Source organism: Apibacter mensalis (genome assembly GCF_001418685.1).
In the GTDB taxonomy this organism is placed as follows: Bacteria; Bacteroidota; Bacteroidia; order Flavobacteriales; family Weeksellaceae; genus Apibacter; species Apibacter mensalis.
Genome location: NZ_LIVM01000005.1, coordinates 75,036 through 101,658 on the forward strand (window position 1 = coordinate 75,036; position 26,623 = coordinate 101,658).

Sequence of the window (26,623 nt, forward strand, 5' to 3'; positions counted from 1 at the left end):
CCCTTATTTTAAAACAAACCTTCCGTTTAGCGTGTTAGAATAACACCTATTTATTGGATTTGAATTGTAAACTTGGAAAATATTAATTAATTTATTTTCAATAAAATTATATCTCAATAATTGGGATTGCTCAATCAATAAAAAAAGATTTTACCAATCTGAGACTCGGATTAGTAAGTAGTCGAGCAAGCAATAAAATTTCCCATATGTGAATTCAGATAAACCCAACTAAAGTCCATTTGCACTATATTGTAAAAATATTTTAGAAATTAACCTAAATAAAATCAATTTCTTAATGAAAATTGTATATTGTATTGGTAATATTCATAACTCCGGAGGAATAGAACGTGTAATTTCAATTAAGTCTAATTATCTGGTTAATAAAGGGTATGAAGTTCACATTGTTGTTATATATCCCTCTGCTAAAAAAACTTTTTTCAATTTTAATTCCCATATTCAATTTCATTATCTGAATTTGGATTTTGAAAAAGAAAGAGGTTTAAAAAAACATTTAAATTTTAAAAAGAATAAAAAAATCTTCCTTCAAACTATCGGTAATCTTTTTCAGAATATGAAACCCGACATTGTCATTTCAACTTTTTGTAAATATTCAAAATATATTTATGAATTGAATGATGGCAGTAAAAAAATTATAGAACGACATTTTGCTAAGTATAAACGTGCACAATATTATTCTAAATTGGATAATTATTATCTAGGAAGAATAATTACTTATTTATACCGTAAAAAAGATTATGATATATGTAAGAATTTCGACCGATTTATAGTTTTAACTAATGAAGATAAAGAATCTTGGGGTAAAAACATTACCAATCTTGAGGTAATTGAGAATCCACTTACTCTAATACCTAATCACCGTGCACTTCTTGAAAATAAAAGGGTAATTAGTTTAGGCAGGTTAAATCAACAAAAACAATTTGACCACCTTATTGAAATATGGAATATGATAGCTCAAAAATATCCTGATTGGAAATTGTCTATTTATGGAAATGGTGAGAAAGAAAAAGTGCTTAAAGAAATGATTGAGCGATTACATCTAAGTTCGAGTGTTGAGATACATCCGGCAACTTCAGATATTAGCTCTGTTTTACTGGAAAGTTCCATTTATGTGATGACATCTAAATACGAAGGCTTTCCCTTGACATTAATTGAATCTATGGTTCATGGAGTTCCTCCAATTTCTTATATGTGTAAATGTGGGCCAAAAGAGATCATCCATAATGAAGTAGATGGCTTATTAGTTCCCTTTAATAATAAAAATATTTTTGCACAAAAACTTTCCTACTTAATTGAAAATGAAAATGTAAGAAAACGAATGGGGAAAGCAGCCTCTGAAAATGTTCTTTGTTATTCACAAAATGTAATCATGCAAAAATGGATCGATTTGTTTCAACGTTTGGTAGATGATTGATGATTAAGGGCTGGTTGCAGGCTTTAATTCTGAGTCATAAATTTCCACTTTTGTATTAAAATATTTCGATTTAAGAATTTTACCCTTATCTGTAATAATAAGACAACTATAATTCGGATATTGATTTATTAGTCTAAATCCTGCTTTAACTCCTAATACCATTATTGATGTACTGAATCCGTTTGCCGTTTCAGCATTGGGTCCTATCACACTAACACTCTTAATCCCTTTGACCGGATAGCCGGTGCGAGGATTGATAATATGAGAATATTTTTTACCTCCGAGTTCCACATATTTTTCATAAGAACCGGATGTAGTGACACTTACATCCTTAAGTGTAAAAGCTCCTATAATATCAGTGGGTTCAAAGGGATTTACTATTCCTATTTTCCAATCCTCTCCATTGTTTTTATTGCCCCAAACACTTATGTCTCCTGATGCATTGATAATTCCCGCTTTGACATGATTTCTCACCATTTTTTCTTTTGCTTTATCAGCTGCATACCCTTTCCCTATGGATCCAAAACCAATTTTCATTCCGGGTATTTTTAAAAAAATGGTAGAATGTAAAGTATCCAATATAATATTTTTATATCCTATTTTTTTAATGGATTCTTTGATTTGATCGGCAGAGGGTACTTTCTTCATAGATCCGTCAAATTTCCAAATTTTATCCACGGCGGCAAAACTTATATCAAATGCACCTTCGGTCATCTCCGAAATTTTAATAGCTCTCCGGGTAAGTTCCCATACTTCCCGATTTACTTTAACCGGTTGTATACCGGCATTTAGATTAACTTTTGATACTTGTGAATCGGGCTTCCAATCCGATATTAAATTTTCAATACGAACTATTTCATCTATAGCTTTGTCTATATATTTTTCTGCCAATAAGGAATCTTCGGCTATAATTGAAAAATCAAATCTACACCCCATTAACGTTGCAGTACGGTTTCTTTGAACCTGTGCTTTACTGTTTATAAAAGATAGAATAAAAATGGCTGATAATAGTATTATTTTCCAATTCTTTTTTTTATTATTTATAATGAAATTCATCAATAACAATCTATTAAAATTTGTCTATTCTTTTTATAATCAATACATTTTTTTAGGCTATTTTCAAAAACTATTTCATCTAGAACTTTTTCTACACTCATCTGCATCCGCAATGCTCCACAAATCATTATTACTCCTCCTTCTTCAAGCAAATGAACCAAAAAATCCTTATCTTTTTGCAGTAAATTCATCACATATTTATTTTCTGAATCTAATGAAAAAGAAAAATTATATCGTTCTAAATTTCCCTTATTAATTTGTTCTTCTAAAAAACTTCTATACCTATCGACAATTTCACTTCGTTGTCTGAATCCGCAATAAAGATAAGTCTTTATCTTTTTTAAATTTTGATCCATCATTCCTAAAAAAGGACCTATCCCTGTTCCATTTGCAATCATTACTACTTTATTGGCTTTATCGGGGAAATGAAAAGAAGTATTATTTATTATCTTTCCATAAATATAATCACCTTTATTCCGATTGATTAAATATTCTGATGCTAATCCGGATGGATAGTATTTAATTGATATTTGTATTTGGTGATTAACTTTAGCTATGGAATAATATCTTTCATTGGGAGCTTTATATGGATAAACAGCTAAGATATCACCTGAAGTAAAGCTTTTTTTACCGGGATTTATTTTTATTATAAAGGTTTCTTTGGTATCTTTAGGAATGTAAACCTCCTCTATCTTCATTTTTATAACGTTCTCAGGTCTACTTCTATAAAATTTAGATTCTGCATATAGTTTTATACCGGTTTTATTATTCCATTTTTTTATCCATTCTACAAATTCCTCAATAGATTTATTGTTAACAGTATGCAAATCAAGAATCGATTCACTCCATGGCTCCATTTTAATTTGTTTATCTATATTTTCTGCAAACAGACAAAAATCGTCATAAGATTTAGAACCAAATCCTAATACACTACACTTAATGGAATGGTTTTGGGGATTTTTTCTAACAAGGGTTTCGAATTTTCGGGCATTGGAAGGAGCTTCTCCCATTCCATAGGTAGAGGTTAGAACAAGCATATATTCAGCTTTCGGAAATACTTGGTACTTATTGAGCTCTGTTAGATAGGAAAGATAATTTTGCGAAATCAATTGTTGGTGTATAGCATGGGCAAAGTTGAATGTACTGCCATTCTCTGACCCTACCAGAATAATAATTCTACTTTCTGAAGGGCTATATTTATTTTTTAGACGATGATTTCCCCTTTTCCATGTTATAGTAAATCCTGATTCTATAAAAAATAATATATACAAGCAGGAAATAAAAAGAATGACAGCCCAAATCACATGTGTTCTGCCTGTGTGAAGATCTAAACTTATAGTTGCTAACCTTTTAGAAATGGGATAATTTAATTGCGAAATGATTGCACCTGTCAAAGGACTTACTGTTAATTCTTTATCCTTTAATTTTACAATAAAATATTCGTCCGGATCATCAGAAAATGGAAATTCTATTTTGCGTACTTCTGAAAGCTTAATTTGAGAAAAAATAGGAATGTCTTTATATGATAGTACTTTGTTTGAACTATCGAATGAATCGGAATAATTAATAATTTTCTGTGCATTTTTAGAAAAAAAATTGAACCTTTCCATACACAGATAACTTCCGGTTATAGAAATTATGCTAATAGGTATTAGCATGAATCGTCCAAATAGGGTATGATAATATTGTGAAAAAGTAATTCCCTTTATTTTTGAAAAAAAGTTCCAGAATTTTTTTTGTCTTTTTAGTACAAGTATTCCTCCGGATATTGCTATCAAGAAAAGTAAAAATGAATTGATACCGACAAGTATTCGCCCGGTTTCGTGCAAAAACAAAGATCTATGTAAGGAAGTTACCCACTGGATTAAAGGGGGGGCTATTTGAAGCTTACCTAATATATCTCCAGTTTTCGGATTTATATACCCTTTTACCTCCTCCCCGTTTCTATCAATTCCTTGTAATTTTACATAAGATTTTTCATTGATTTCCAATTCAGAAATTTCCTGAATCTTAGATTGCAATACAGAAAGTGTTTGTGCAATACTAATACGATTTAAATCATGAATACAATACGGAGATGTATTATCCTTAATTGTATAAAAAGCTAGTATGGATCCCGTTATGGAAGCCATACTTAAAAATATAAAAGATAGTAATGCTAAAGTTAAATGAGCATATCTCCAAATGGAAAGAGTCATTGAATTATTGAATCTTACTTAGTCTCACATAATTAATATATCCCGTTCCGGATATTTTACCCGAAAATGCTTGAGAAGTTAAAGGAATTTCCAGATCTTTTACATAATAATTTTGATCTTCAACGGCGGTTTCAAAACGGAGTTTATATCCTTTATCTATTTTTGAATCTTCAATTTCTAATGTAGTTATACTTCGATCTCCGCCTGTAACGGATGCTCCTGTTTTAGCGTCTATATTTTTCTTTTTTGAATAATATTTATGCCATTCTTTCAACGTATTATACCATCTTTTATCTTCTCCCATAATGTATAAAGTTTTTTCATATTGACCCTGAGGAGAAATTAACGATACTACTATATAGGCGCCTTCTCCTATATAATTATTCATTTGAAGCAAACATTTATACTTATGAGTCTGTGCATTGCCCATAAAAGGCATCAATATAAGAATTAAAATGTAAGCTACTAATTTACTATTTATCTTCATTACAATTTATTTTAAAAAATCAACGAATACTTTATTATGAGTTAAAACTTTGTTTTCTTTTGCTAAGTCATAGGCGGTTTCTCCAAATTCAGTTTTTATATCTTTCTTAGCTCCTAAAGATAGTAGATATTTTAAAATAGCATCATCTTTAGCTATCATAGCTGCTCTTTGTAAGGGAGTTATGCCCTCATTATTAGCTGTATTTACATCTACATTAAGTTGTGAAATTTTTTTTATCAAATTTATATCATTTTTAACTACCGCCAAATGATAAATGGTATTACCATCTTCTTGTTTTGCTCCAAAATTTACTCCATTTTCTTTTAACAATTTTAAATTTGCATCAAAATCTTCATTTCTTGGATGATAAGATTGCATGAGATAATATACCAAACTGTTTCCTTTATTATCTTTTTGGTTGATACTTGCTCCATTTTTAAGCAATACAGCTATCATCTCGGGGGTACTGGATTTTACCGCCAGCATTAATGCAGTTTCTCCTTTATTATTAGAATCATTAATATTCTTAACCAGAGGTAATAAAACTTGTGCATTTTTCACATCTTTTCCTGAAGCACTATTTATAAATGCAGTATTTCCATCTTTATCTTTTTTTTGTGGATTAACGTTTTTAGTAATAAAATAGTTAATAATTTCTGCCTGATTGGGTTTAGTTGCTACTATGTGAAGTACAGTTTGTTCATTGTTATTGATTACTAATGGATTTAATTGTATATTATCTATCAAATATTTATAAATATCTATTGTATTGGCTGTTCTCCGCGTAGCTTCAGCAGCGATAAAAAGAGCATTGTCAGTACTTTCAACTCCTCTTCCTTTCAATTTTTGTAATAATTCAATATTACCATTTCTTGCAGCATAATCAAATGCGGTATAACCTTTATCGTCAGTATCAGCTAAAGAAAGTCCTCTGGATTGCAAATAATCCGTAAGATGAAGATCGGAATCATAAGGTATAGCCAAAAGTAATAGGGTCGTTCCGTTTTTATATTTTTGTTTAGGATTTAAACCCGCATCAAAAAACAATCGATATATTTCCACGTTGGTTTGTCCGGAATTTGCCGCAAACACTAATGGAGTTAATCCATGGGAATCTTCTAGATGTATGTCACTTTTTTTATCAATTAAAAACTTGATTAATTCCGTATTTCCTTTGAAAGCGGCCCAATGTAAATAAATTCTATTATCATGAGTTAATTTATTTATATCATTACCTTTTTGTTTTAACAGGTATTTAATTGTTTCTAAAGGAGCATCATTTAATATGGCAACCGTAACAGCATCAAATTTATTATCATTAAATTCTATTGCACTATTACCTTTTTTAATTTCAGATTCAACTACTTGTATATCGGGTTTATTTTTCCAAAAGTTATTATCTAACAGTTTATTATTAATTTGAGCATTCATCCAAATAGATGTCATGCAAATTAAAGTTACAAAACTTCTTTTCATTTTTTCATTTTTTCATTTTTTCATTTTTTTTATAAAAGTACTAATAATACTAGGATTTTTTTGCAATAATATTTATATAGACTAAATAAAGACAAAATAGTTTAAAGCAGTCGATAATTTCAACTGTATTTATAAAAAATTTATTTAAATAAAATTATTTAATTTTTAAAGAAAGAAACTGCTCTACTATGTTTTTTAGTATTAAAAAGCTCAAATCCTTTTTTAGCTGTAGCTGTTACCGGATCAATCACATATATTGTTGAATTTTCGGTTAGCAGATTTAAACTTATACATAATGTACCATCCTTAATTATGTTATAGAACTACGCAGGAAATATGTTCCCAAAAAGTTATATAATAAATATTCTATAAACGAAATAGCTTTAACTGAAAGTTATACAAGCACTTCTTATTTTATAACAATCTTCAAAAAATTATTTGATAAAACACCCAAACAGCATATCATGGATGAACTACCTTTGATTTTAAACTTATAATTTTTCACAAGACTAAGATTTTCTTAACCTTTCAACAGTTTAAAATAATTTAAATAATTTTGATTCATTAGATATATTTATAATATCTAAATATATATTTAACTTAGCTTTTCTATTCCTTGATTATAAAATTTATTTTTTTACACTAAATTTGCCATTTAAAGATATTACATAAATATGTTACAAGTTGCATTTATTAAAGATAACAAAGAAAAAGTCTTAGCTGGATTAAAAAAAAGAAATTTCAGCAAATTAGAACTCATCAATGAAATTATTTCATTAGATGAATCCAGAAAAAAAATACAATTTGATTTGGATTCACGACTAGCGGAAATGAATAAACTTTCAAAAGAAATCGGGGTTTTAATGAAAGACGGTAAAAAAGAAGAAGCTGAAAAAGCTAAATCCCAAACTCTTTCTTTAAAAGAATCAATTAAAAAATTGCAACAAAATTTATCTGAGACAGAAGAAAAGCTAATAGTAGCTCTATACGAAGTTCCTAATATCCCCAACGATTTAGTTCCTGCCGGAACTAATGAAAATGACAATTTAGAAGTATTTAAATATACGGCAAATGAAAATATTGACACCACCGCTTTACCTCATTGGGACCTTGCTAAAAAATACGATTTAATAGATTTTGAATTAGGAGTAAAAATAACAGGGGCCGGTTTTCCCGTTTATAAAGGTAAAGGAGCAAGATTGCAACGCTCTCTGGTTCAATATTTTTTAGATAAAAATTCTGAAGCCGGTTATAGGGAAATCGTTCCGCCATTTGTTGTGAATGAAGCTTCCGGATACGGCACCGGACAACTTCCTGACAAAGAAGGTCAAATGTATTACATTAATGAAGACCAATTATATTTAATCCCTACCTCCGAAGTTCCTGTAACCAATATTTACAGAGATGTTCTCCTGGACGAAAATCATTTACCTATTAAATTAACTGCTTACTCACCATGTTTTAGAAGAGAAGCCGGTTCTTATGGAAAAGATGTTAGAGGACTTAACAGATTACACCAATTTGAAAAAGTTGAAATTGTTCGAATCGAAAAATCAGATAACTCCTATCAGGCACTCCAAGAAATGGTTGACCATATTAAATCTTTATTAGAGTCATTACAATTAACGTATCGGATATTGCGGCTATGTGGTGGAGATTTGGGCTTTACCTCAGCGATTACTTATGACTTTGAAGTTTGGTCAGCAGCACAACAAAGATGGTTAGAAGTAAGCTCAGTTTCCAATTTTGAAACATTTCAAGCAAACCGATTAAAGTTACGTTACAAATCAGAAGGAAAAAATCAGCTTTGCCATACACTTAACGGCTCTTCCCTTGCTTTACCAAGAGTTTTAGCAGCCTTGCTTGAAAATCACCAAACAGCAGACGGAATTAAAATTCCGAAGGTTTTGGTTCCCTATACCGGTTTTGAACTAATTAATTAAATAATCTTTACCATGACAATTTCTGAAATACAACAAGGACTTATAAATGAATTTAGTTTATTTGATTCTTGGGAACAACGGTATGAATATGTTATTGAATTAGGTAAATCGCTGCCTGAAATGCCTGAAAAAGACAAAATACAAGATAAATTAATAAAAGGATGTCAATCTCAAGTATGGCTAAATACTCGTTTGGAAAATGGTAAATTGTTTTTCGAAGCAGATTCTGATGCTATTTTACCGAAAGGAATAGCAGCCATGTTAGTACATATATATTCAGGCCAACCCATTGAAGACATATTAAAATCGGATGAAAATTTTATTGAAAAAATAGGCCTTCAAGAATTTTTATCTCCTACTCGCGCTAATGGATTATTGGCAATGATTAAGCAAATTAAATATTACGCAATTGCTTACTCTGCAAAAAAATAATTAGTATAAAGGTGAGTAAGATTAAAGAAAAAATTTTAGTTTTTCGTTTTTCTGCAATGGGAGATGTCGCAATGACTGTACCCGTTTTAAGAGAATTTGTTGAACAAAACAGGGACGTAGAACTGCTTATAGTTACACGCCATTTTTATGCTCCCTTTTTTCAATCAATCCCCAATATAACTTTTATAGGAGTAAATATTGAAAATTATCACGGTATTTTAGGTTTAAAGAAGCTTGCCGATGAGCTTAAAGGTTACCAACCTACCATGATAGCTGATCTTCATAATGCATTAAGAACCAAGATTTTAAAATTTTTTTTGTTTAATCATGTAAAAAAAATCGCTACATTAAACAAAAATCGAAAAGAAAAAAAATTATTGACTCGAAGAAAAAATAAGAAGTTTTGTCCACTACGTCCGGTATCAGAATGTTATGCCGATGTCTTCAGACGGTTAGGATTTAATTTACAATTATCACATAAATTACCATTTAATCCAATTAAGAAAAAAAATTCAATAGGTATTGCTCCTTTCGCTAATTATAAAGAAAAAATGTTTCCTTTAAATAAAATGAAAGAAATTTGTATAAATCTCGCAAGAGAAAATTATCATGTATATTTATTTGGAGGAGGAAAGAAAGAAACTGAAGTTCTCAATTCTTGGCAAAAATTACATCCGAATATCCATTCTTTATCGGGACAAATTACCTTAAAGGATCAAATGAAAATGATCGGCCAATTGCCCTTAATGATAACTATGGATTCTGCCAATATGCATATAGCCTCTTTAGTAGGCACTAAGGTAATATCCATTTGGGGAGCCACCCATCCTTTTGCAGGTTTCCTGGGTTATGGGCAACAAGTAAGTGATGTAATACAAGTCAATGATTTACCATGCAGACCCTGCTCAATTTTCGGTAATAAACCTTGTTATAGAAAAGATTGGGCTTGTACCAGAAATTTAGATAATTCATACATATTAAATAAAATAAAAAAACAAAATATTCTCTAATTTTTAATTTTATTTCTCCATTGCCACTCCTTACCTAACCTAATTTTAGAATAAAGTATACTAATTATAATTACTTAGACTACTTGATTATATAATAATCAAAATTGATAACGTTCCTAAAATAAACGCTTTAACCATATAAAATATAGACAAAACACATTCATAATTTATTTTATATAAAATTATTTGTTATATCTTTATATAAATTTTCTTTTCTTTTTAAACATAAAAGAATTTCATTGTACAAAAAATTCGTATTTTTGCCGAAATAATTTTAAGTACAAATGAAGGAAGTTCAATTTAGACAAGCAATTTGTGAAGCTATGAGCGAAGAAATGAGAAGAGATCCTTCCATTTATCTGATTGGTGAAGAAGTTGCTAATTATAATGGAGCTTATAAAGCTTCCAAAGGAATGGTAGACGAATTCGGAGCCAAAAGAGTCATTGATTCCCCTATTGCTGAAAGTGGTTTTACCGGAATTAGTGTTGGCGCAGCCATGAATGGATGCCGTCCTATTGTAGAATTTATGACATTTAATTTTTCTTTGGTTGCGATCGATCAAATTATAAATAATGCGGCTAAAATTTATCAAATGACTGGTGGGCAATGGAATGTGCCTATCGTATTTCGTGGTCCTACAGCTTCAGCAGGACAGTTAGGAGCTACTCACTCTCAAGCCTTTGAAAGTTGGTTTGCCAATTGTCCGGGGTTAAAAGTTATAGTACCTTCTAACCCATATGATGCAAAAGGTTTATTGAAATCCGCCATTAGAGATAATGATCCTGTTATTTTCATGGAATCCGAGCAAATGTATGGCGACAAAATGGAAATACCTGAAGATGAATATCTTATCCCTATAGGAGTTGCAGACATAAAAAAACCGGGTTCAGATGTAACTATTGTCTCTTTCGGTAAAATAATGAAAGTTGCGCTACAAGCTGCTGCGGAACTTGAAAAAGAAGGTATAAATGCAGAAGTTATAGATTTAAGAACCGTTAGACCGTTAGACTATGATACGGTTATTAATTCTGTAAAGAAAACAAATCGTTTGGTTTTATTAATCGAAGAATGGCCTTTTGCTTCCATAGCAAGCGAAGTAGCCTATATGGTACAACAAAAAGCTTTTGATTATTTGGATGCACCTATAAAAAGAATCACAACAGCTGATACTTCAGCACCTTACTCATCTTCTTTGTTTTCTAAATGGTATCCTAACATGCACCAGGTGATAACGGCCGTTAAAGATACCTTATATAAAAAGTAATTGTATTTATTTTATTCAAAATAATATAAACTAAAAAATATTTTCAGGTTTCAATTTTAATTAATAAATTAATTTTGAAACCTGAATTTTAAATTAATATCAGCTTTATTAAAGCTTATGGAACAAAAATGTACTTTTTGCGGAAGAAAAAAATCGGAAGTCCAATTATTAATAGCCGGACTTCATGGACACATATGCAACGATTGTATTGAGCAAGCACATAATATTGTTGTACAGGATGAAAATCACAAGGGCGATAGCGGTTTTAATCTACAAATAAAAAAACCTAAAGAAATTAAAGAATTTTTAGATCAATACGTCATAGGTCAAGAAAGTGCAAAAAAAACTTTATCTGTAGCAGTTTACAACCATTATAAAAGATTATCCCACTCATTAGAAGTTGATAAAGAGGTTGAAATTGAAAAATCTAATATCTTAATGGTTGGTGAAACAGGTACCGGAAAAACACTTATGGCCAAATCTATTGCTAAACTTCTGGATGTTCCTTTTACTATAGTTGACGCAACTGTTTTAACAGAGGCTGGATACGTGGGAGAAGATGTTGAAAGTATTTTAACTCGTTTATTGCAAGCTGCAGATTATAATGTTGAAAAAGCAGAACAAGGAATAGTCTTTATTGATGAAATAGATAAAATCAGCAGGAAAAGTGATAATCCTAGCATTACGCGCGATGTTTCCGGAGAAGGAGTACAACAAGCATTACTAAAACTTTTAGAAGGCAGTATTATTAATGTACCTCCTCAAGGTGGAAGAAAACACCCTGATCAAAAATACATTCAAGTAAATACACAAAATATATTATTTATTGCAGGGGGTGCTTTTTCAGGCATTGATCATATTATCTCTAACAGACTAAATAAAAATACGATTGGTTTTAGTAAAACAGATCAAAAGGATATTAAAAAAGAACATATTTTATCTCAAGTAAACGCCACCGATTTAAAATCTTTCGGACTTATTCCTGAACTATTAGGCAGGTTTCCCGTAATTACAAATTTAGAACCCTTGGATGATCAAGCCTTATTACAAATACTTACGAAGCCTAAAAACGCTATTATTAAACAGTATCAGGCACTATTTAAATTAGATGGAATCAACCTTTCTATAACAGATGAGGTTTTAAAAGAAATAGTTAAAGAAACTAGGATTTTAGGTTTAGGTGCAAGAGGCTTACGAAGTATTTCAGAAAACCTTTTTTCTCAAATTAGTTATGATATTGATAACTATAATGGAGATTTACTTATAGATATAGATAAATTTGTAATGTTAACAAAAAACAAATTAATAAAATAAAAAAAAACACTTGCGAATAATATTTTTGTTTATATTTGCAGTACTAGTATATATTATATTTAATAAATAAATTTAACTAATAAATGCTTAATAAATGAAAATGAAATTTATACCCTTGCTTTTTATACTGGGTTGTATTGCAAGCAATTCACAAATAACCACTACAGGAGGTGCTAAGTTTTTTGTGAGTCCAGGTACGACTGTATTTAGTACTGGAGATCTAACCATAGAAAATAGTTCTGATGTATTTACTAATAAAGGTAATGTTAAAATATCAGAAGGTACTATAAAAAATAATGGCAGTCCTAAGAATTTTGTTTTAACTTATGATGATGAAAAAAATTATGGTCAATTAATTATCGTAAATAATAAAAGTAGTGTAGGTGGCGTTACTATTCAAAAACGCCTGGATGATTATTATGGATCAGGAGAAATACTTTTTGGAATACCATTTATTAATTATACCTATAACAATTTTTCAGATGATCTTACAAATAAACAAATCAGACCGGAACTTATTTGTGGCTTATTTGGAACCAACAATAATTGCAAAGGTAGTAAGAAATGGAATGATCATCCTTTATTTACTTGGAGAGAAGATCGATTTAGATATGATCCTTTTCAAGAAAATGAAAATTTTGTCCCCGGTAAATATTACGCCTTTAGAAAAGCGAAATTTGACACAGGGTCAAACTTTACTAATGTAATTTCATTCGAAGGTACGCCTTACGTTGCGGGTACTAAGCCAACTGATGGAGGTGCAGCCTCATCCGCAGATTTATCACTTCCTGTAAATAATAGAGTAGCCGGAGGATATAAAATTGGTAATAATGCTAAAAATGGTTACGGATTGTATTATTGGACTTATCTAGATGACCCGTTTGCTTCCACTGTTAAATATAATGCATATACTTTGAATGAAACTTTAGACTCAAACCGTTATTGGGATAGAATATTACGTATGGTAAATCCTTATACTTCCAATATCAACATACTTGAGTTACTTAAAGGTCAAATTTCAAATATAATAGGTGTTGCTAGTGATGGTCCTATAACAAATCAAGTTACTAATGGTAAGACAAGATATGAAGGAAAAACACAAGCGGCTACCTTTGATAATAATGGACAATTGATTGGTGATGATGTCTCTATAATCCCTCCAATGACTAATTTCTTTATAAAAGCTAAAAGTGATGATGTAAAAGTTGATTTATATAAAAATAGTAATCCTCAAACATTTACCCAATCAAAATATGAATTTGATAAGGGAAAGGTAACAAAATCAAATGCAAATTTTGATGACTTATACCAATTAAATCTTGTATTAACTTCAGGAAAAACTTATTATGGTAATACCTATCTGGCTGCCGGAGCAAGTTTAATAACAGGTGAATTCAACCAATGGGAAGCCAAAAACAAATCAAGTAAAGAAGATATTTCAATCACCCGTATTTATACCATACCTGAATCTATAAATGGAGGTAAATATCCGGGATATGAAGACACAGAATTATATATTAATGTAATTAATTCGAATAATTCTTCTAAAGTTTCCATACCGGTAGGAGTAAACATTAGTGATATGGACAGAGGAAAAGAATTTACATTTTCATCTGAACTTAAATATAATATGATTCCTTTAAAAAACGAGGGAAAAACTAATTTTGATGATCCTGATGCAAAATTCTATTTCCATGATAAAGAAAATAATGTAGTTAAAGAAATCAATACGGATTTTTCTTACTCTGTAACTCTTAACGAATCAACTAGTGACAGATTTGAAATCTTTTTCAAAGAACCCGGAACTTTAGGAAATGAAGATATTAATACATTAAATGGTTTAACAACTATTTATAAAACCGGAAATGAATATAAAGTTCAATTTGATAAAAGTTGGCAAAAAGCAGAAGTAAATGTATTTAACGTTTTAGGTCAGTTAATTTCCTCAGAAAAAAATATCAATACTCAAAATGATTATTTACTACCTATTCATACTACATCTTCATCTTTATACGTTATAGTAGTAACTAATCAAATTACTGGTGAGAAAGTAACTAAAAAAATAGTTAAATAATAAAGTAAAATGAAAATGAAAAAATTATTTTCCATAATATTTATAGCTTTAGTTTATAGTCAATCTTTTGCTTACAATATTTTGCAAGTTGTAGTTGAAACGGAAGAAGTTCCCCCAATTCCAAACCTTGAAGGAGATGTAGAAACTTATGGTGGTGGGATAGGTACAATGCCTGATTCAACTCCAATTAATTTTATAGTACCTTTTTTATTAATTAGTGCTATTTTTATCATGTTTTATATTTTTAAAAAGAAAAGAATTAAATCTATATAAAGATTTAAATTTCATAAATTAGCCTTGTTAAAACAACAAGGCTTTTTTTATGAAAAAAAAATTATTTACAAGCTTATACCTTCTAATAAGCATAATATCTCAAGCTCAATTTACATTTAGAGGCACTATTAGCAATTATTCAAATAAAAGAGTACTTGTGAAAATAAATAGAGCATTTGATGATATATTAATAGGAAATACTATTACCAATTCATTAGGATCATTTTCAATTCCTATTAAAGAAAAATATTCAGGTATAATTGAAATTTCATTACTGGATGCTAAAAAAAACTACATATTTATTTCTGATAATACAGATATAGATTTTAATGCAACAATTACAACAGATGACGAATTTATTATAAACACATCCGGTAATCAAATTAACGATCGTTATCAAAATTATTTAAATTACGATTTGAAAAAAAATTCAATTCTTGCTCAATTACAAAATATAACTTTTTATTATAATTCTAAAGATGAATTTTATTTGCCTCTTAAAAATGAAATTCAAAGAATATCTGTAATGAAAGAACCAGATGTTTCAGAATTTTCATTTTTATCTTATTATATAAAAACTTCAAACCTTATTAAAAATACGGAAATTGGAACCGGAGATGCCATATCTAATAAAAATTTAATTTTAAATCATTTTAAAAATGCCGGACAAGAATTTGAAACTTCCGGTTTGGGCAAATCCTTATTATATAATTACTTTAAATTATCAGTGTTTGGAGCTTCTACACAAAAAGATTGGGAAAATAAAATAGACAAAGCTATTGAAGTTTTACTGGATGAAGTTGGTGAGGAGACCAGTAGAGGTCAAGAGTTGCTATCAGCAACTATTAATTTTTTAAATGGATACGGTATGGAAAACCTGTCGGATAAATATATGAAAAGAGCTGAATCTTTAACATGTGAAATTAATCCGGAACTTAAAGAAACTATTAAAAATAATAATTCTATAAAGGAAGGAAAAATAATTCCAAATATTAAATTTACACATAAACTAAACGGTAAGTATGCATATTTATATGACATTAAAAGTAAATATAAATTGATTATGGTATGGGCTTCATGGTGTAGTCACTGTCAGCAAGAGATGCCATTTGTTAAACAGTTTTATGATAATTTTAAAAAATTGGGCGGTGAAATTATTGGTTTATCTGTAGATTATAATAAAGATGACTGGCAAAATGCTATAAAAGAAACTTCTTGGTTAAACGATTCCGATTTATTATATTGGGATAGTAGTTTTGTAAAATTACTTAATATAACGGGTACTCCTACTTTATTTTTAGTCGATCAGAAAAATAAAATATTAAAAATTACTTCTAAGATTTCTGAAATTAATCAATTAATTAAATAAAAATATTCTAAAAAATTATCTAATAAGAAGGGAATAATTCCCTTCTTATCTGTTTATTATAATTTATAAATTCAAACTAATATAGATACATTCATAATTAAATTAAGATCTGTTTCTTATTTTTGTATTATGGGAATTTTATATCTTCAATCTTCTATAGAATATGTTAAAGGTATAGGAACTGAAAAAGCTAACTTGTTAAAAAAACATCTTAATATTCATACATGCGAAGATTTACTCAATTATTTTCCTTTTCGGTATGTGGATAAAAGTAAAATCTATAAAATAAATCAGATTGGTACTTCTTCAGCTGAAATACAAGTAAAAGGTAAAATTATATCTTTAAAAGAGACAATTTTTAATAAAAAAAACAGACTAACCGGAATTTTTGAAGATTCTACCGGAAGATTAGAACTTATTTGGTTTAATGTAACTAATTGGTTAATTAAAAGTATTCCCTTACATGAAAAAGTAATACTATTTGGAAAAGTAAATACTTTCAATGGAAAATTTACTATGGCTCATCCGGAAATTGAGAAAATTAATGATGCCAGGCTTTCTCCAATTGCTTTAGAGCCGGTTTATTCAAGTTCAGAAAAAATCCAAAAAAGAGGTGTTAATCAACGTTTTTTAAAAAAATCAATTAAAGAAATTTTATTTGCTATTGAAGATCAAATGGAGGAAAATTTATCTCAGGATATTTTATTAAATTATAAGTTAATATCTCGTAAAAAAGCATATCATCAAATTCATTTTCCAAATTCTTACGTAGATTTACAACAGGCTGAATATAGATTGAAATTTGAAGAAATGTTTTTTTTTCAGCTAGGTTTTGGTTTACAAAAAATTCATAGACAACGTATAAATTTAGGAAATCCATTCACTAATGTCGGACATAATTTCAATCAATTTTATAATTTTCACCTTCCCTTCAAATTAACCAATGCTCAAAAAAAAGTCTTTAAAGAAATTCGAAAAGACCTAAGCAGAAATATACAAATGAATAGGCTATTACAAGGTGACGTTGGTAGTGGTAAGACAATGGTTGCACTCCTATCTATGCTTTTAGCTATGGACAATGGATTTCAGGCTTGCATGATTGCCCCTACAGAAATTTTAGCCGTTCAACATTATAAAAGCATCCTCGAATTAGTTAATGGAATGAATGTTTCAGTGCATTTACTAACAGGTTCTACTTCAACTTCAGAGAGAAAACTAATCCATAAAGAATTACTTTCAGGAAAAATTCATATACTAGTGGGGACACATGCTTTATTAGAAGAAAAAGTACAATTTAAAAATTTAGGTTTGGCTATTATTGATGAGCAGCATCGATTTGGAGTTGAACAACGGTCACGGTTATGGAATAAAAATTCAATACCTCCTCATATATTGATTATGACCGCTACTCCAATTCCCAGAACATTGGCTATGAGTTATTATAGTGATTTGGATGTATCCGTAATTGATGAATTACCAAGTGGCAGAAAAGAAATAAAAACCTTTCATAAAACAGATTCAAATAGGCTATCGGTTTTTGGCTTTCTTAAAAATGAGATTAAGAAAGGCAGGCAAGTATATTTTGTATATCCGCTTATAGAAGAAAGTGAAACTCTCAATTATAAATATCTTATGGACGGATATGAGAGTATTATTAGAGATTTTCCAATGCCAGATTATCAAATTAGCATTATTCATGGCAAGATGAAAGCGACAGATAAAGAGTATGAAATGCAACGATTTGTTAATAACCAGACTCAAATTATGATTGCCACTACTGTTATTGAGGTCGGGGTAAATGTTCCTAATGCTAGTGTCATGGTGATAGAAAGTGCTGAAAGATTTGGATTATCTCAATTACACCAATTAAGAGGAAGAGTCGGTAGAGGAGCTGCGCAGTCTTATTGTATATTGATGACCAAATCAGAGCTTTCAAATGATGCTCAGAAAAGGATTGATACAATGTGTCAAACTAATGATGGATTTAGAATATCCGAAGTAGATTTAGAATTAAGAGGCCCCGGTAATATTTTGGGAACACAGCAAAGTGGTACGATAGATTTTAAAAAAACTGATTTGATTCATGATAAGGTGATTGTATCCTTATCTAAATCTTGCGTAGATAATCTTTTACAAGAAGATCCTGAGCTCAAACTCGAAAAAAATAATCCTATAAAGAATTTCTTCTTAAAATATCATAGAAATAAGGTCAAATGGTCAAAAATCAGTTAATATTTATATTCAGTTAAATGAGGCTGTTTTTATCGGAATAGTTTAGTCGTAAGAATATAAAAATAAATAAAGAAAAGCCTAATAATGAACTACCTCCATAACTAAAGAAGGGTAACGGAATTCCAACTGTTGGAAATAAACCTATAACCATACCTATATTAATTAAAAAATGCATAAATAAAACAGAGGCTAATGAATATCCCATAACTCTTGAAAATGCGCTTTTTTGCGTTTCTGCCAGATAATATATTCTTGCTATTAAACATGTGTATAGCCCAATTAATACGGTACAACCTACAAATCCCCACTCTTCTCCCACCGTGCAAAATATATAGTCTGTTTGTTGCTCGGGAACAAATTTACCGGCTGTGACGCTACCTTGTTTATATCCCTTTCCCCAAAAACCTCCGGATCCTATTGCTGTTTTAGAATATAAAAGATTATAGCCTGCTGTGTCTCTGTATTTTCTTTCTCCTTCATATAAAACTAATATTCTTTCTTTTTGATGTTTGGGTAAATTCTTAAATATAAATGGTGATGATATACTTATTATACTGGATACAATTACAAATACAAAGATAAATAGAATATTAAATTGTTGATTCCATTTTATTTTCTTTCTAAGCAAAAATAATAATATAAATAGTAGAAGTGTTAAAGCCAATATGACTATCCATGATGGAACCCAAATAGAGGTTAAAAATAAAATTGAAAAATAAAAACCTATTATAAACAACCATCCCTTCATACCTTCTCTATATAAAGCTATAAAATAAGAGACAAATACTAAGATGGATCCCACATCGGGTTGAAGCAGAATTAAGATTATGGGAATAAATATAATTAGAAATGCAATTCCTAAGGATTGATTATTTTTTATATTAAAATTGGGAGAATCTATATAATTGGCTAACATTAATGCTGTTGAAATTTTAGCTAATTCTACCGGTTGTAAGCTGAATCCTCCAAATCTATACCAAGCTTTAGCTCCATTTACATAACTTCCGAAAAATAACACACCGGTAAGTAAACATAAACCTAATAGATAGAACAATCCTGCAAAATTTTCGAAGAATTTGGGTCGTACAAGAAATGTCGAAACTCCTACAGTTAAAGAAATGAGAAGCCAGATAAATTGTTTTGTACCACTTGAACTATCTACGCTATATATATTTGCAATTCCAAATAAGGCTATAAGCAAATATAAAAATAACATCAAACCATCTACTCCTCTAAAAATCTTATTCATTCTTAATCACCAATAAAATTATCTACTTTTTTAGCTGTTGCTTCACTCTGATTAATTATATTTTGTATTAATTTTTGCTTCTCCTTAGAAGAAAGCTTTTTAATATTATTAATCTTATTTATACTATCTTTTAATTCCTGAGGTAGATTATTAGGAATGTATTTTCCTGTTCTTTTTAAATATTCGTACCATTGCCTTAAATACTCATTGTTGAAATCAGATTTTATTATACTTTCCTCCATAGATTTTCTTTCAATAGTTCCGGTAAGATATTTTTCTGCTAATAAGGATGCTATTGGACCTGCATAGGTAGCTCCAAATCCTCCATTTTCAACAACTACAGCAATCGCAATCTTAGGTTTATCTACGGGAGCTATCAAAACAAAAATGGAATGATCTTTTCCATGCGGATTTTGAGAGGTACCTGTTTTGCCTTCTTGACTAAATGTATGTGTAAAAATCCTATTCCCAGTACCGGACAAAACTACCATACTCATTCCCTTATTGACAATATCAAAATATTTTTTTTCTACTTTGACTTGTTTAGGTACAGTAAATTGAGGATCAGTTATTGGCTTTCCATCTATAGCTTTTACTATATGAGGGGTATAAAAAAATCCTCTGTTAGCAATAACCGCAGTATAATTTGCAATTTGTAAAGGGGTCGCCAATATCTCGCCTTGTCCTATTGAATTAGATATAATAGTGTAAATATTCCATTTATCTTTTCCGTAACGTTTATTATAATATTGGGTATCCGGAATATTACCTTTACTTCCCACCGGTAAATCATTATTCATAAATTCGCCAACGGCAAAACTTTTAACTATATCACTCCATTCATCAATACTTTTCTCAATATTCCCCGGATATTTGTTAAGTATTCTTACATAAGTCTCAGCAAAGTAATTATTACATGATTTTTGGATGGCTTTATCCATTTCAATTGGGGTATAAAAATATCCACAATGGCAACCTATTTTTCTATTTCCATAGTGAAATCCATGTTTACATATAAATGTTGTTTTTTCATCAATAACACCCATTTGTAGAGCTGCTAATCCATTTATTAATTTAAAAGTAGAACCGGGAGGATAAGCTGCTTGGACTGCTCTGTCGTACATAGGTTTATTCATTGAATCCATTTGAAGAGCATATATATGTTTATTTTTATCTCTACCTACAAAGACTGACGGATCTATAACCGGAGCGGAAGCCATTACTAATATTTCTCCATTATTGGGATCTAATGCTACTATACCTCCTCTTTTGTTTACTAATAATCTTTCTGCCAAACTTTGTAATTCATAGTCAATGGAAAGAGTTATATCTTTTCCACTATGCATTTGCTGATCATATTCACCATCTTTATAGGAACCTATACTTCTTAATCTTCTGTCTTTTTGAATATATTTAATTCCTTTAATTCCTCTTAAATATTTTTCATACGATTTCTCAACCCCTGTCATACCCGCTAAATTACCGGGCATGTAATAGGATGAATCGGACTTTATATATTTATCGTTAACTTCATTAATATAACCTAAAATATTTCCAGCAGAATGAACCAAATAATTTCTTTCAGGAGTTCTTACTATTGAAAATGCATTATATTTAAAAAGTTTCTCTTGTATCCTGGCCAAATCCTCGCTGGTTAGACCTTTCATAAAAGTCATAGGAACCAGGTTATTGTATATTTTCTTGTTTGATTTGATACTTTTTATTTTTTTTATAAAATCTGCTTTTGATATATTCACTAATTTGCAAAAACCTATGGTATCAAAATTTTTTTCCATTTGGGATTGAGTAAAAGTTAATTCATAGGAAGGAGTATTTCCTACTAATATTTTACCATTTCTGTCCATTATATAGCCCCGTAATGGAATTTGATATTCTGCTTTAATAGAAGTATTAGCCGCGTTTAGCTTATATTTTTCAGTAAATAATTGCAAATAGGATATACGTGCGATAAATAGTAACGCTAAGAAAATCAACACACCTATTAAAATCTGAAATTTTTTCACTATTTAATCTTATTTTTAAAGAAAGCGTATATTATCATGATAAATAAAAATGAAAATACCGATGTTATAAGAGCGTCTTCTGCTACATCTAATATCATAGTTATTTTAAAACTTTCTAAAATAAATAGACTTAAATGATGGGTTAATATAATTATTACTATATACAATAGTAATTGAAGGAAATTTAAATCTGAAAAGTTTAATAATTTCATTTCTCTATCTAGGTCTGATATATATCGTATAACAGTATTTCTTATATAGGAAATTAATACGGATGAGAAGGCATTAACACCTCCGGTATCCATAAAACAATCAACTCCAAAACCTAAAAGGAAAGAAAATATAAAAAATAAATATTTATGGGACTTATCATAGGGATAAAAAATAATCCAAATAATGTATATTATAGGGTTATATTTATGGAAAAAATAAATGTTATTAAATACAAAAACTTGTACTAATATTAAAATAGGAATTAAGATAAGATTTATTAATGTATACCTATTAAGCATTATTAATTTATAGAATCTTTCAAACTTTTAATTTCATCTCTGTCTAGCTTATCTACAACATATACTTTTTGTATATTACCCATATCTTGAAATAATTCAACTGAAATATTCCAATTACCTGTCTCCTCATCTATAGATTTGCTACTTACTCTTCCAATTAATATTCCTTCCGGATATATCTTTGATTTTCCATCAGTTTCAATAGTATCACCTATTTTTACACTGACATATTTAGGTATATCTGACAAACACATGATTCTAGGATCTTCTCCTTGCCATAGTAATGTGCCATAATATTTACTAGATTTTAATCTAGCATTTATTCTTGTATTTTTATTAAGAATCGAAATAACTTTAGAATAATTTTTAGTACAATTGATAATCATCCCAACTACCCCTGAAGAGGTTACCACTCCCATTTCCGGGCTAACTCCCTGATCCGTTCCCCTATCTATAATTAAATAATTATTTGACCTTGTAATAGAGTTTGATATTATATCAGCTGTGGTATAATAATATTTTTGCTTATATTTAGTAGAATCCAACATTGCAAAAAACTCAGGTTTAATCTTTTTTGTTTTTCCCAGAAACTTATTCCTATATTCTTTATTTTCTTCAAGCAGACGTTCATTTTCCTTCTTAAGATTTATATATGAGGTTAAATAGGATATTTTTGAATCTAAAAACCCGGTAAATGAAATTATTTTCTCTTCAAGAATTGAATTATGATAAACATTTCTGTTAAATGTAAAAAAAAGAGCTGATATCTGCAAAAATAGAAATAGCAAAAACTTACTATTTTTTGATAGAAAATTTATCAATACAGACATTAAAACGTTTTATCTTAAGAATAATTTATTATTTAATTAAAAAATTCTCAAATTTTTCAATATTTTTTAGTGCAATACCGGTACCTCTAACTACAGCTCTCAACGGATCATCAGCTATAAAAACGGGCAATCCTGTTTTCCTACCAATTCTTTGATCCAATCCTCTAAGTAAAGCCCCTCCTCCTGCTAGATATATACCAGTGTTATATATGTCTGCAGATAATTCAGGAGGTGTTCTTGATAAAGTTTCCATTATAGCATCTTCTATTCTTAAAATGGATTTATCAAGAGCTCTGGCCATTTCTTTATAATTAACCATAATTTCTTTTGGTTTACCGGTAATTAAGTCTCTACCTTGAACCGGTAAATCTTCAGGTGGATTATCTAATTCTTCAAGCCCTGAGCCAACTTCCATTTTAATATGTTCAGCAGTTTTTTCTCCGATGAATAAATTATGGTGAGTTCTTAAATAATATAGAATATCATTATTAAAAACATCCCCAGCAATTTTAATAGAATTATCACATACAATACCACCCAATGCTATAACTGCTATTTCGGTTGTTCCTCCTCCTATATCTATAATCATATTCCCTTTAGGCTGAGTTACATCAATTCCAACACCAATAGCTGCTGCCATAGGCTCATAAATTAATTTCACATCCTTGGCATTTACTTTAGCTGCGGAATCTTTTACTGCTCTTTTTTCAACCTCTGTTATTCCTGAAGGAATACAAATAACCATCCTCAACGAAGGATTAAAAATTTTACCTTTTATTCCCGGGATTTGTTTTATAAACTCCCTGATCATATGTTCAGAGGCGCCAAAATCGGCTATAACTCCGTCTTTTAGAGGTCTAATAGTTTTAATGTCATCATGGGTTTTCCCCTGCATTTGTTTAGCTATTTCTCCGACCGCAATAGGTTTCATAGTTCTTCTATCAATCGCTACTATAGAAGGGCTGTCTACTACCACTTTATTATTATGAATGATTAGAGTATTTGCTGTACCCAAATCAATTGCAATTTCTTGTGTAAGAAAATCAAATAATCCCATTTAACTTTTAAATAATTGTACTATTTGGTTGAATGAATTCTCGAAAAAATTATAAAAATACCTCTTCTCAAACTTCTAGGTTTTGCAAAGATATAACATCTTTATTGAAAATGATATATTAGTTAGAATATTTTTGTTTAAGACTTTTTATCTGTTATTTAATTTCTATATCAAAAGGCATTAAACACATAACACCTTGATTCCTTTCTATATTTTTAATTCTTTGAAATAACTTATAATTTTCCCTACCTAACTCATATTTTATAAGTTTCCCTACTATTCCTGTATTATCATCATTGTTATTATTGGATGTAATCATATTTACTATAAGATCCCAACCGGATCTTTCTTTCGGATATGAAACTAAATTATAGGTAATTACACCTGCTTTTTTAGCAGCATAATCAATAGCATCATAAAAACCGCCAATTTGGTCTACCAATCCATTTTCTAAAGCTTCTTTTCCACTCCATATTCTCCCTTTACCTAAGGAATCTACTTGATTAAAAGTCATTTTCCTGCCCTTCATTACTTCATTAATAAATTTTTTATAAGTTATATCTATTCCTTTACTCATAATTTCTTTGAATCCTTGAGAAGTTCCTTGTGTTAGTGAATAATACATGGAATTTGAGTTTGTAGAAACATAATCTGAGTTAATACCCACATTATTGGCTAATTTCTTAACATCAGGAATCATTCCTAAAACCCCAATGGATCCAGTAAGCGTATTTTCTTGTGCGTAAATTTTATCAGCCGCCATTGAAATATAATAGCCTCCGGAAGCAGCTATATCACTAAATGATACTATTAGAGGTTTTTTCTCTTTTAACTCATATAATTCATACAAAATTTCAGCTGATGCGTTTGCACTTCCTCCCGGCGAATTTATTCGTAAAATCACCGCTTTTATATCATCATCATTTTTTATTTCATTAATTTGATCAATGAATGTTTTGGAATAAATATCTGTATTTCCCTTACCTGTATATATTTGTCCCGTTGCATATAATATTGCTATTTTATTATCGCTGCGTGAAATATTTTGAGCTATTTCTTTATATTGATCTATAGATATTTTATTAAATAGGTCATCATTCGCCAGACCTAATTTCTTTTTAAGTAAATTCTCATATTGAGATTCATATATTAACTTGTCTACTAGTTTATATTTAAAAGCTAATTCAGGGATAAAACTATATAAACTATCAACATATTTATTAAAATTTTCGATGGAAATTTTCCTTGACGCAATTATATCATTGGATATTTTATACCAAAAATTCTGCAATATATTTTTTAACTGATATCTATTCTCTTCAGAAAGATTATCTCTTATATAGGGTTCTACTGCAGATTTATATTTACCGTGTCTGATCACTTCAAAATTTATCCCATACTTTTGACCTAAATTTTTATAAAATAACACTTCTGCAGATAAACCTGTTAATTCTATATTTGCATTAGGATTTAAAAACATTGAATCTGCTACTGAAGATAAATAATATGATTTTTGGTCACAGTCATTACTATATGAATATATAAATTTTTTACTTTTTTTAAAGTTAAGTAAAGCCTGACGAATTTCAGAAATTTGTGAATATCCGGCATTTAAATTTGATAATTTAAGACTAATTCCTTTTATCTTATCATCCGTTTGTGCATAGTTAATTACATCTAAAATATCTTTTAAAGAAATACTTTTATCATTATTCAATAAAGAAATGGATATATCTCTTTCGTTTGGATCTTCCAAAATAGAATTATTAAGATTTATTTCTAAAATTGATTTATCTTTAACCACAAATTTAGAAGGAATAAATGCGAAGATATTTATGAAAATCAAGCTCAAGACAACTATACTTGATAATAAAAGAATACCAATAATAGTTGCCAATACTTGAAAGATAAATTTTTTCATTTCCTTTAATTAATAAATAACTAATTAGTTGATGAATAAGGTCATTTTGTTACTTGGCAGTAATTTAGGAGATAAAAAAAATAACATATCACAAGCAATAGGTTTTATCGATTCTAAAATTGGTCGAATTATAAAAAGATCCAACCTAATTGAATCCGAACCAGAAGGTTATATTTCATCCAATAACTACCTAAATATGGGTATTGTTATTTGCACAGATTTATCGCCCACTCAACTTTTAAAATCAATTAAAGACATTGAAAAATCATTAGGCAGACTTAATGATACTTTTGTTAGTGGAAAATATGAGGATAGGACTATCGATATTGATATAGTATCTTTTAACTCAATACTATTTTATTCTGAATCATTAAAAATACCTCATATTTCTCATCTTACAAAAAGATCTTTCTCAAAAAAAATTTTATATGAATTGGTTTAATATATTTTTTTATTAAAAAAATTTTGA

Annotated in this window: 21 protein-coding genes; 12 read left to right on the forward strand and 9 right to left on the reverse strand. The window is 29.4% G+C overall.

Going from position 1 to position 26,623, the window contains the following annotated elements:
* Positions 1-295: 295 nt before the first annotated feature.
* Complete coding sequence (locus ASC36_RS04640; RefSeq protein WP_055425326.1) at positions 296-1,432, forward strand: glycosyltransferase family 4 protein; 1,137 nt, start codon at positions 296-298, stop codon at positions 1,430-1,432.
* A gap of 3 nt (positions 1,433-1,435) precedes the next feature.
* Here the strand turns inward: ASC36_RS04640 and ASC36_RS04645 are convergent, their stop codons facing one another.
* The 4 genes from ASC36_RS04645 to ASC36_RS04660 are packed head-to-tail and all read right to left on the reverse strand — an operon-like array spanning position 1,436 to position 6,649.
* Entirely contained in the window at positions 1,436-2,488 is a 1,053-nt protein-coding gene (locus tag ASC36_RS04645) for an FAD:protein FMN transferase (protein ID WP_055425327.1), read from the reverse strand.
* A complete protein-coding gene (locus ASC36_RS04650) occupies positions 2,488-4,686 on the reverse strand; it encodes a PepSY domain-containing protein (RefSeq protein WP_055425328.1) in 2,199 nt (732 codons plus the stop codon). Before ASC36_RS04650 ends, ASC36_RS04645 begins: the two co-directional genes overlap by 1 nt.
* A 4-nt stretch (positions 4,687-4,690) precedes the next feature.
* Positions 4,691-5,173 carry a DUF2271 domain-containing protein gene (locus tag ASC36_RS04655; protein ID WP_055425329.1) on the reverse strand — a complete coding sequence of 161 codons (483 nt, stop codon included), beginning with the start codon at positions 5,171-5,173 and terminating at the stop codon, positions 4,691-4,693.
* Positions 5,174-5,179: 6 nt separating this feature from the next.
* Entirely contained in the window at positions 5,180-6,649 is a 1,470-nt protein-coding gene (locus ASC36_RS04660; protein ID WP_055425330.1) for an ankyrin repeat domain-containing protein, read from the reverse strand.
* A 368-nt stretch (positions 6,650-7,017) separates the two neighbouring features.
* Between ASC36_RS04660 and ASC36_RS11215 the strand changes: the two genes are divergently transcribed.
* From ASC36_RS11215 to recG, 10 genes are all read left to right on the forward strand, one after another.
* On the forward strand, positions 7,018-7,146 hold the full coding sequence (locus ASC36_RS11215; protein WP_394331990.1) for an AraC family transcriptional regulator: 129 nt from the start codon (positions 7,018-7,020) through the stop codon (positions 7,144-7,146).
* A 177-nt stretch (positions 7,147-7,323) separates the two neighbouring features.
* The gene (serS, locus tag ASC36_RS04665; RefSeq protein WP_055425331.1) at positions 7,324-8,592 is read left to right on the forward strand and encodes a serine--tRNA ligase; all 1,269 of its coding nucleotides are present in this window, start codon (positions 7,324-7,326) and stop codon (positions 8,590-8,592) included.
* 12 nt (positions 8,593-8,604) lie between these two features.
* Positions 8,605-9,024: a SufE family protein gene (locus tag ASC36_RS04670; RefSeq protein ID WP_055425332.1), complete on the forward strand. Its 420-nt coding sequence runs from the start codon at positions 8,605-8,607 to the stop codon at positions 9,022-9,024.
* An 11-nt stretch (positions 9,025-9,035) separates the two neighbouring features.
* A complete protein-coding gene (locus tag ASC36_RS04675) occupies positions 9,036-10,034 on the forward strand; it encodes a glycosyltransferase family 9 protein (RefSeq protein ID WP_317038628.1) in 999 nt (332 codons plus the stop codon).
* A 284-nt stretch (positions 10,035-10,318) separates the two neighbouring features.
* Entirely contained in the window at positions 10,319-11,299 is a 981-nt protein-coding gene (locus ASC36_RS04680; RefSeq protein ID WP_055425333.1) for a pyruvate dehydrogenase complex E1 component subunit beta, read from the forward strand.
* 117 nt (positions 11,300-11,416) lie between these two features.
* Positions 11,417-12,613, forward strand: a complete 1,197-nt coding sequence (gene clpX / locus ASC36_RS04685) for an ATP-dependent Clp protease ATP-binding subunit ClpX (RefSeq protein ID WP_055425334.1) — start codon at positions 11,417-11,419, stop codon at positions 12,611-12,613.
* A gap of 100 nt (positions 12,614-12,713) precedes the next feature.
* On the forward strand, positions 12,714-14,687 hold the full coding sequence (locus tag ASC36_RS04690) for a T9SS type A sorting domain-containing protein (RefSeq protein WP_141656196.1): 1,974 nt from the start codon (positions 12,714-12,716) through the stop codon (positions 14,685-14,687).
* Between the two features lie 15 nt (positions 14,688-14,702).
* Positions 14,703-14,960, forward strand: a complete 258-nt coding sequence (locus ASC36_RS04695) for a hypothetical protein (protein WP_055425336.1) — start codon at positions 14,703-14,705, stop codon at positions 14,958-14,960.
* 49 nt (positions 14,961-15,009) lie between these two features.
* A complete protein-coding gene (locus tag ASC36_RS04700; protein WP_055425337.1) occupies positions 15,010-16,329 on the forward strand; it encodes a TlpA family protein disulfide reductase in 1,320 nt (439 codons plus the stop codon).
* 129 nt (positions 16,330-16,458) lie between these two features.
* Positions 16,459-18,561, forward strand: coding sequence for an ATP-dependent DNA helicase RecG (gene recG, locus ASC36_RS04705; protein ID WP_055425338.1), 2,103 nt, complete (start codon positions 16,459-16,461; stop codon positions 18,559-18,561).
* A gap of 13 nt (positions 18,562-18,574) precedes the next feature.
* Here recG and rodA read toward each other — a convergent pair whose 3' ends face one another.
* The 5 genes from rodA to sppA all read right to left on the reverse strand — a co-directional run bounded on the left by rodA (position 18,575) and on the right by sppA (position 26,154).
* Positions 18,575-19,810, reverse strand: a complete 1,236-nt coding sequence (gene rodA / locus ASC36_RS04710; protein WP_055425339.1) for a rod shape-determining protein RodA — start codon at positions 19,808-19,810, stop codon at positions 18,575-18,577.
* 2 nt (positions 19,811-19,812) lie between these two features.
* Entirely contained in the window at positions 19,813-21,834 is a 2,022-nt protein-coding gene (mrdA, locus tag ASC36_RS04715; protein WP_055425340.1) for a penicillin-binding protein 2, read from the reverse strand.
* 514 nt (positions 21,835-22,348) lie between these two features.
* Positions 22,349-23,176: a rod shape-determining protein MreC gene (gene mreC, locus ASC36_RS04725; protein ID WP_073961214.1), complete on the reverse strand. Its 828-nt coding sequence runs from the start codon at positions 23,174-23,176 to the stop codon at positions 22,349-22,351.
* Positions 23,177-23,204: 28 nt separating this feature from the next.
* Positions 23,205-24,233: a rod shape-determining protein gene (locus ASC36_RS04730; RefSeq protein ID WP_055425343.1), complete on the reverse strand. Its 1,029-nt coding sequence runs from the start codon at positions 24,231-24,233 to the stop codon at positions 23,205-23,207.
* A 154-nt stretch (positions 24,234-24,387) separates the two neighbouring features.
* Positions 24,388-26,154 carry a signal peptide peptidase SppA gene (sppA, locus tag ASC36_RS04735; protein WP_055425344.1) on the reverse strand — a complete coding sequence of 589 codons (1,767 nt, stop codon included), beginning with the start codon at positions 26,152-26,154 and terminating at the stop codon, positions 24,388-24,390.
* 31 nt (positions 26,155-26,185) lie between these two features.
* Here sppA and folK point away from each other — a divergent pair, with 31 nt between their 5' ends.
* A complete protein-coding gene (folK, locus tag ASC36_RS04740; RefSeq protein WP_055425345.1) occupies positions 26,186-26,596 on the forward strand; it encodes a 2-amino-4-hydroxy-6-hydroxymethyldihydropteridine diphosphokinase in 411 nt (136 codons plus the stop codon).
* Positions 26,597-26,623: the final 27 nt, after the last annotated feature.

Coding starts and splice junctions, on each gene's coding strand:
- ASC36_RS04640 (WP_055425326.1), top strand. CDS start 296: ATGAAAATTGTATATTGTATTGGTAATATTCATAACTCCGGAGGAATA.
- ASC36_RS04645 (WP_055425327.1), bottom strand. CDS start 2,488: ATGAATTTCATTATAAATAATAAAAAAAAGAATTGGAAAATAATACTA.
- ASC36_RS04650 (WP_055425328.1), bottom strand. CDS start 4,686: ATGACTCTTTCCATTTGGAGATATGCTCATTTAACTTTAGCATTACTA.
- ASC36_RS04655 (WP_055425329.1), bottom strand. CDS start 5,173: ATGAAGATAAATAGTAAATTAGTAGCTTACATTTTAATTCTTATATTG.
- ASC36_RS04660 (WP_055425330.1), bottom strand. CDS start 6,649: ATGAAAAGAAGTTTTGTAACTTTAATTTGCATGACATCTATTTGGATG.
- serS (WP_055425331.1), top strand. CDS start 7,324: ATGTTACAAGTTGCATTTATTAAAGATAACAAAGAAAAAGTCTTAGCT.
- ASC36_RS04670 (WP_055425332.1), top strand. CDS start 8,605: ATGACAATTTCTGAAATACAACAAGGACTTATAAATGAATTTAGTTTA.
- ASC36_RS04680 (WP_055425333.1), top strand. CDS start 10,319: ATGAAGGAAGTTCAATTTAGACAAGCAATTTGTGAAGCTATGAGCGAA.
- clpX (WP_055425334.1), top strand. CDS start 11,417: ATGGAACAAAAATGTACTTTTTGCGGAAGAAAAAAATCGGAAGTCCAA.
- ASC36_RS04690 (WP_141656196.1), top strand. CDS start 12,714: ATGAAATTTATACCCTTGCTTTTTATACTGGGTTGTATTGCAAGCAAT.
- ASC36_RS04695 (WP_055425336.1), top strand. CDS start 14,703: ATGAAAAAATTATTTTCCATAATATTTATAGCTTTAGTTTATAGTCAA.
- ASC36_RS04700 (WP_055425337.1), top strand. CDS start 15,010: ATGAAAAAAAAATTATTTACAAGCTTATACCTTCTAATAAGCATAATA.
- recG (WP_055425338.1), top strand. CDS start 16,459: ATGGGAATTTTATATCTTCAATCTTCTATAGAATATGTTAAAGGTATA.
- rodA (WP_055425339.1), bottom strand. CDS start 19,810: ATGAATAAGATTTTTAGAGGAGTAGATGGTTTGATGTTATTTTTATAT.
- mreC (WP_073961214.1), bottom strand. CDS start 23,176: ATGTCTGTATTGATAAATTTTCTATCAAAAAATAGTAAGTTTTTGCTA.
- ASC36_RS04730 (WP_055425343.1), bottom strand. CDS start 24,233: ATGGGATTATTTGATTTTCTTACACAAGAAATTGCAATTGATTTGGGT.
- sppA (WP_055425344.1), bottom strand. CDS start 26,154: ATGAAAAAATTTATCTTTCAAGTATTGGCAACTATTATTGGTATTCTT.
- folK (WP_055425345.1), top strand. CDS start 26,186: ATGAATAAGGTCATTTTGTTACTTGGCAGTAATTTAGGAGATAAAAAA.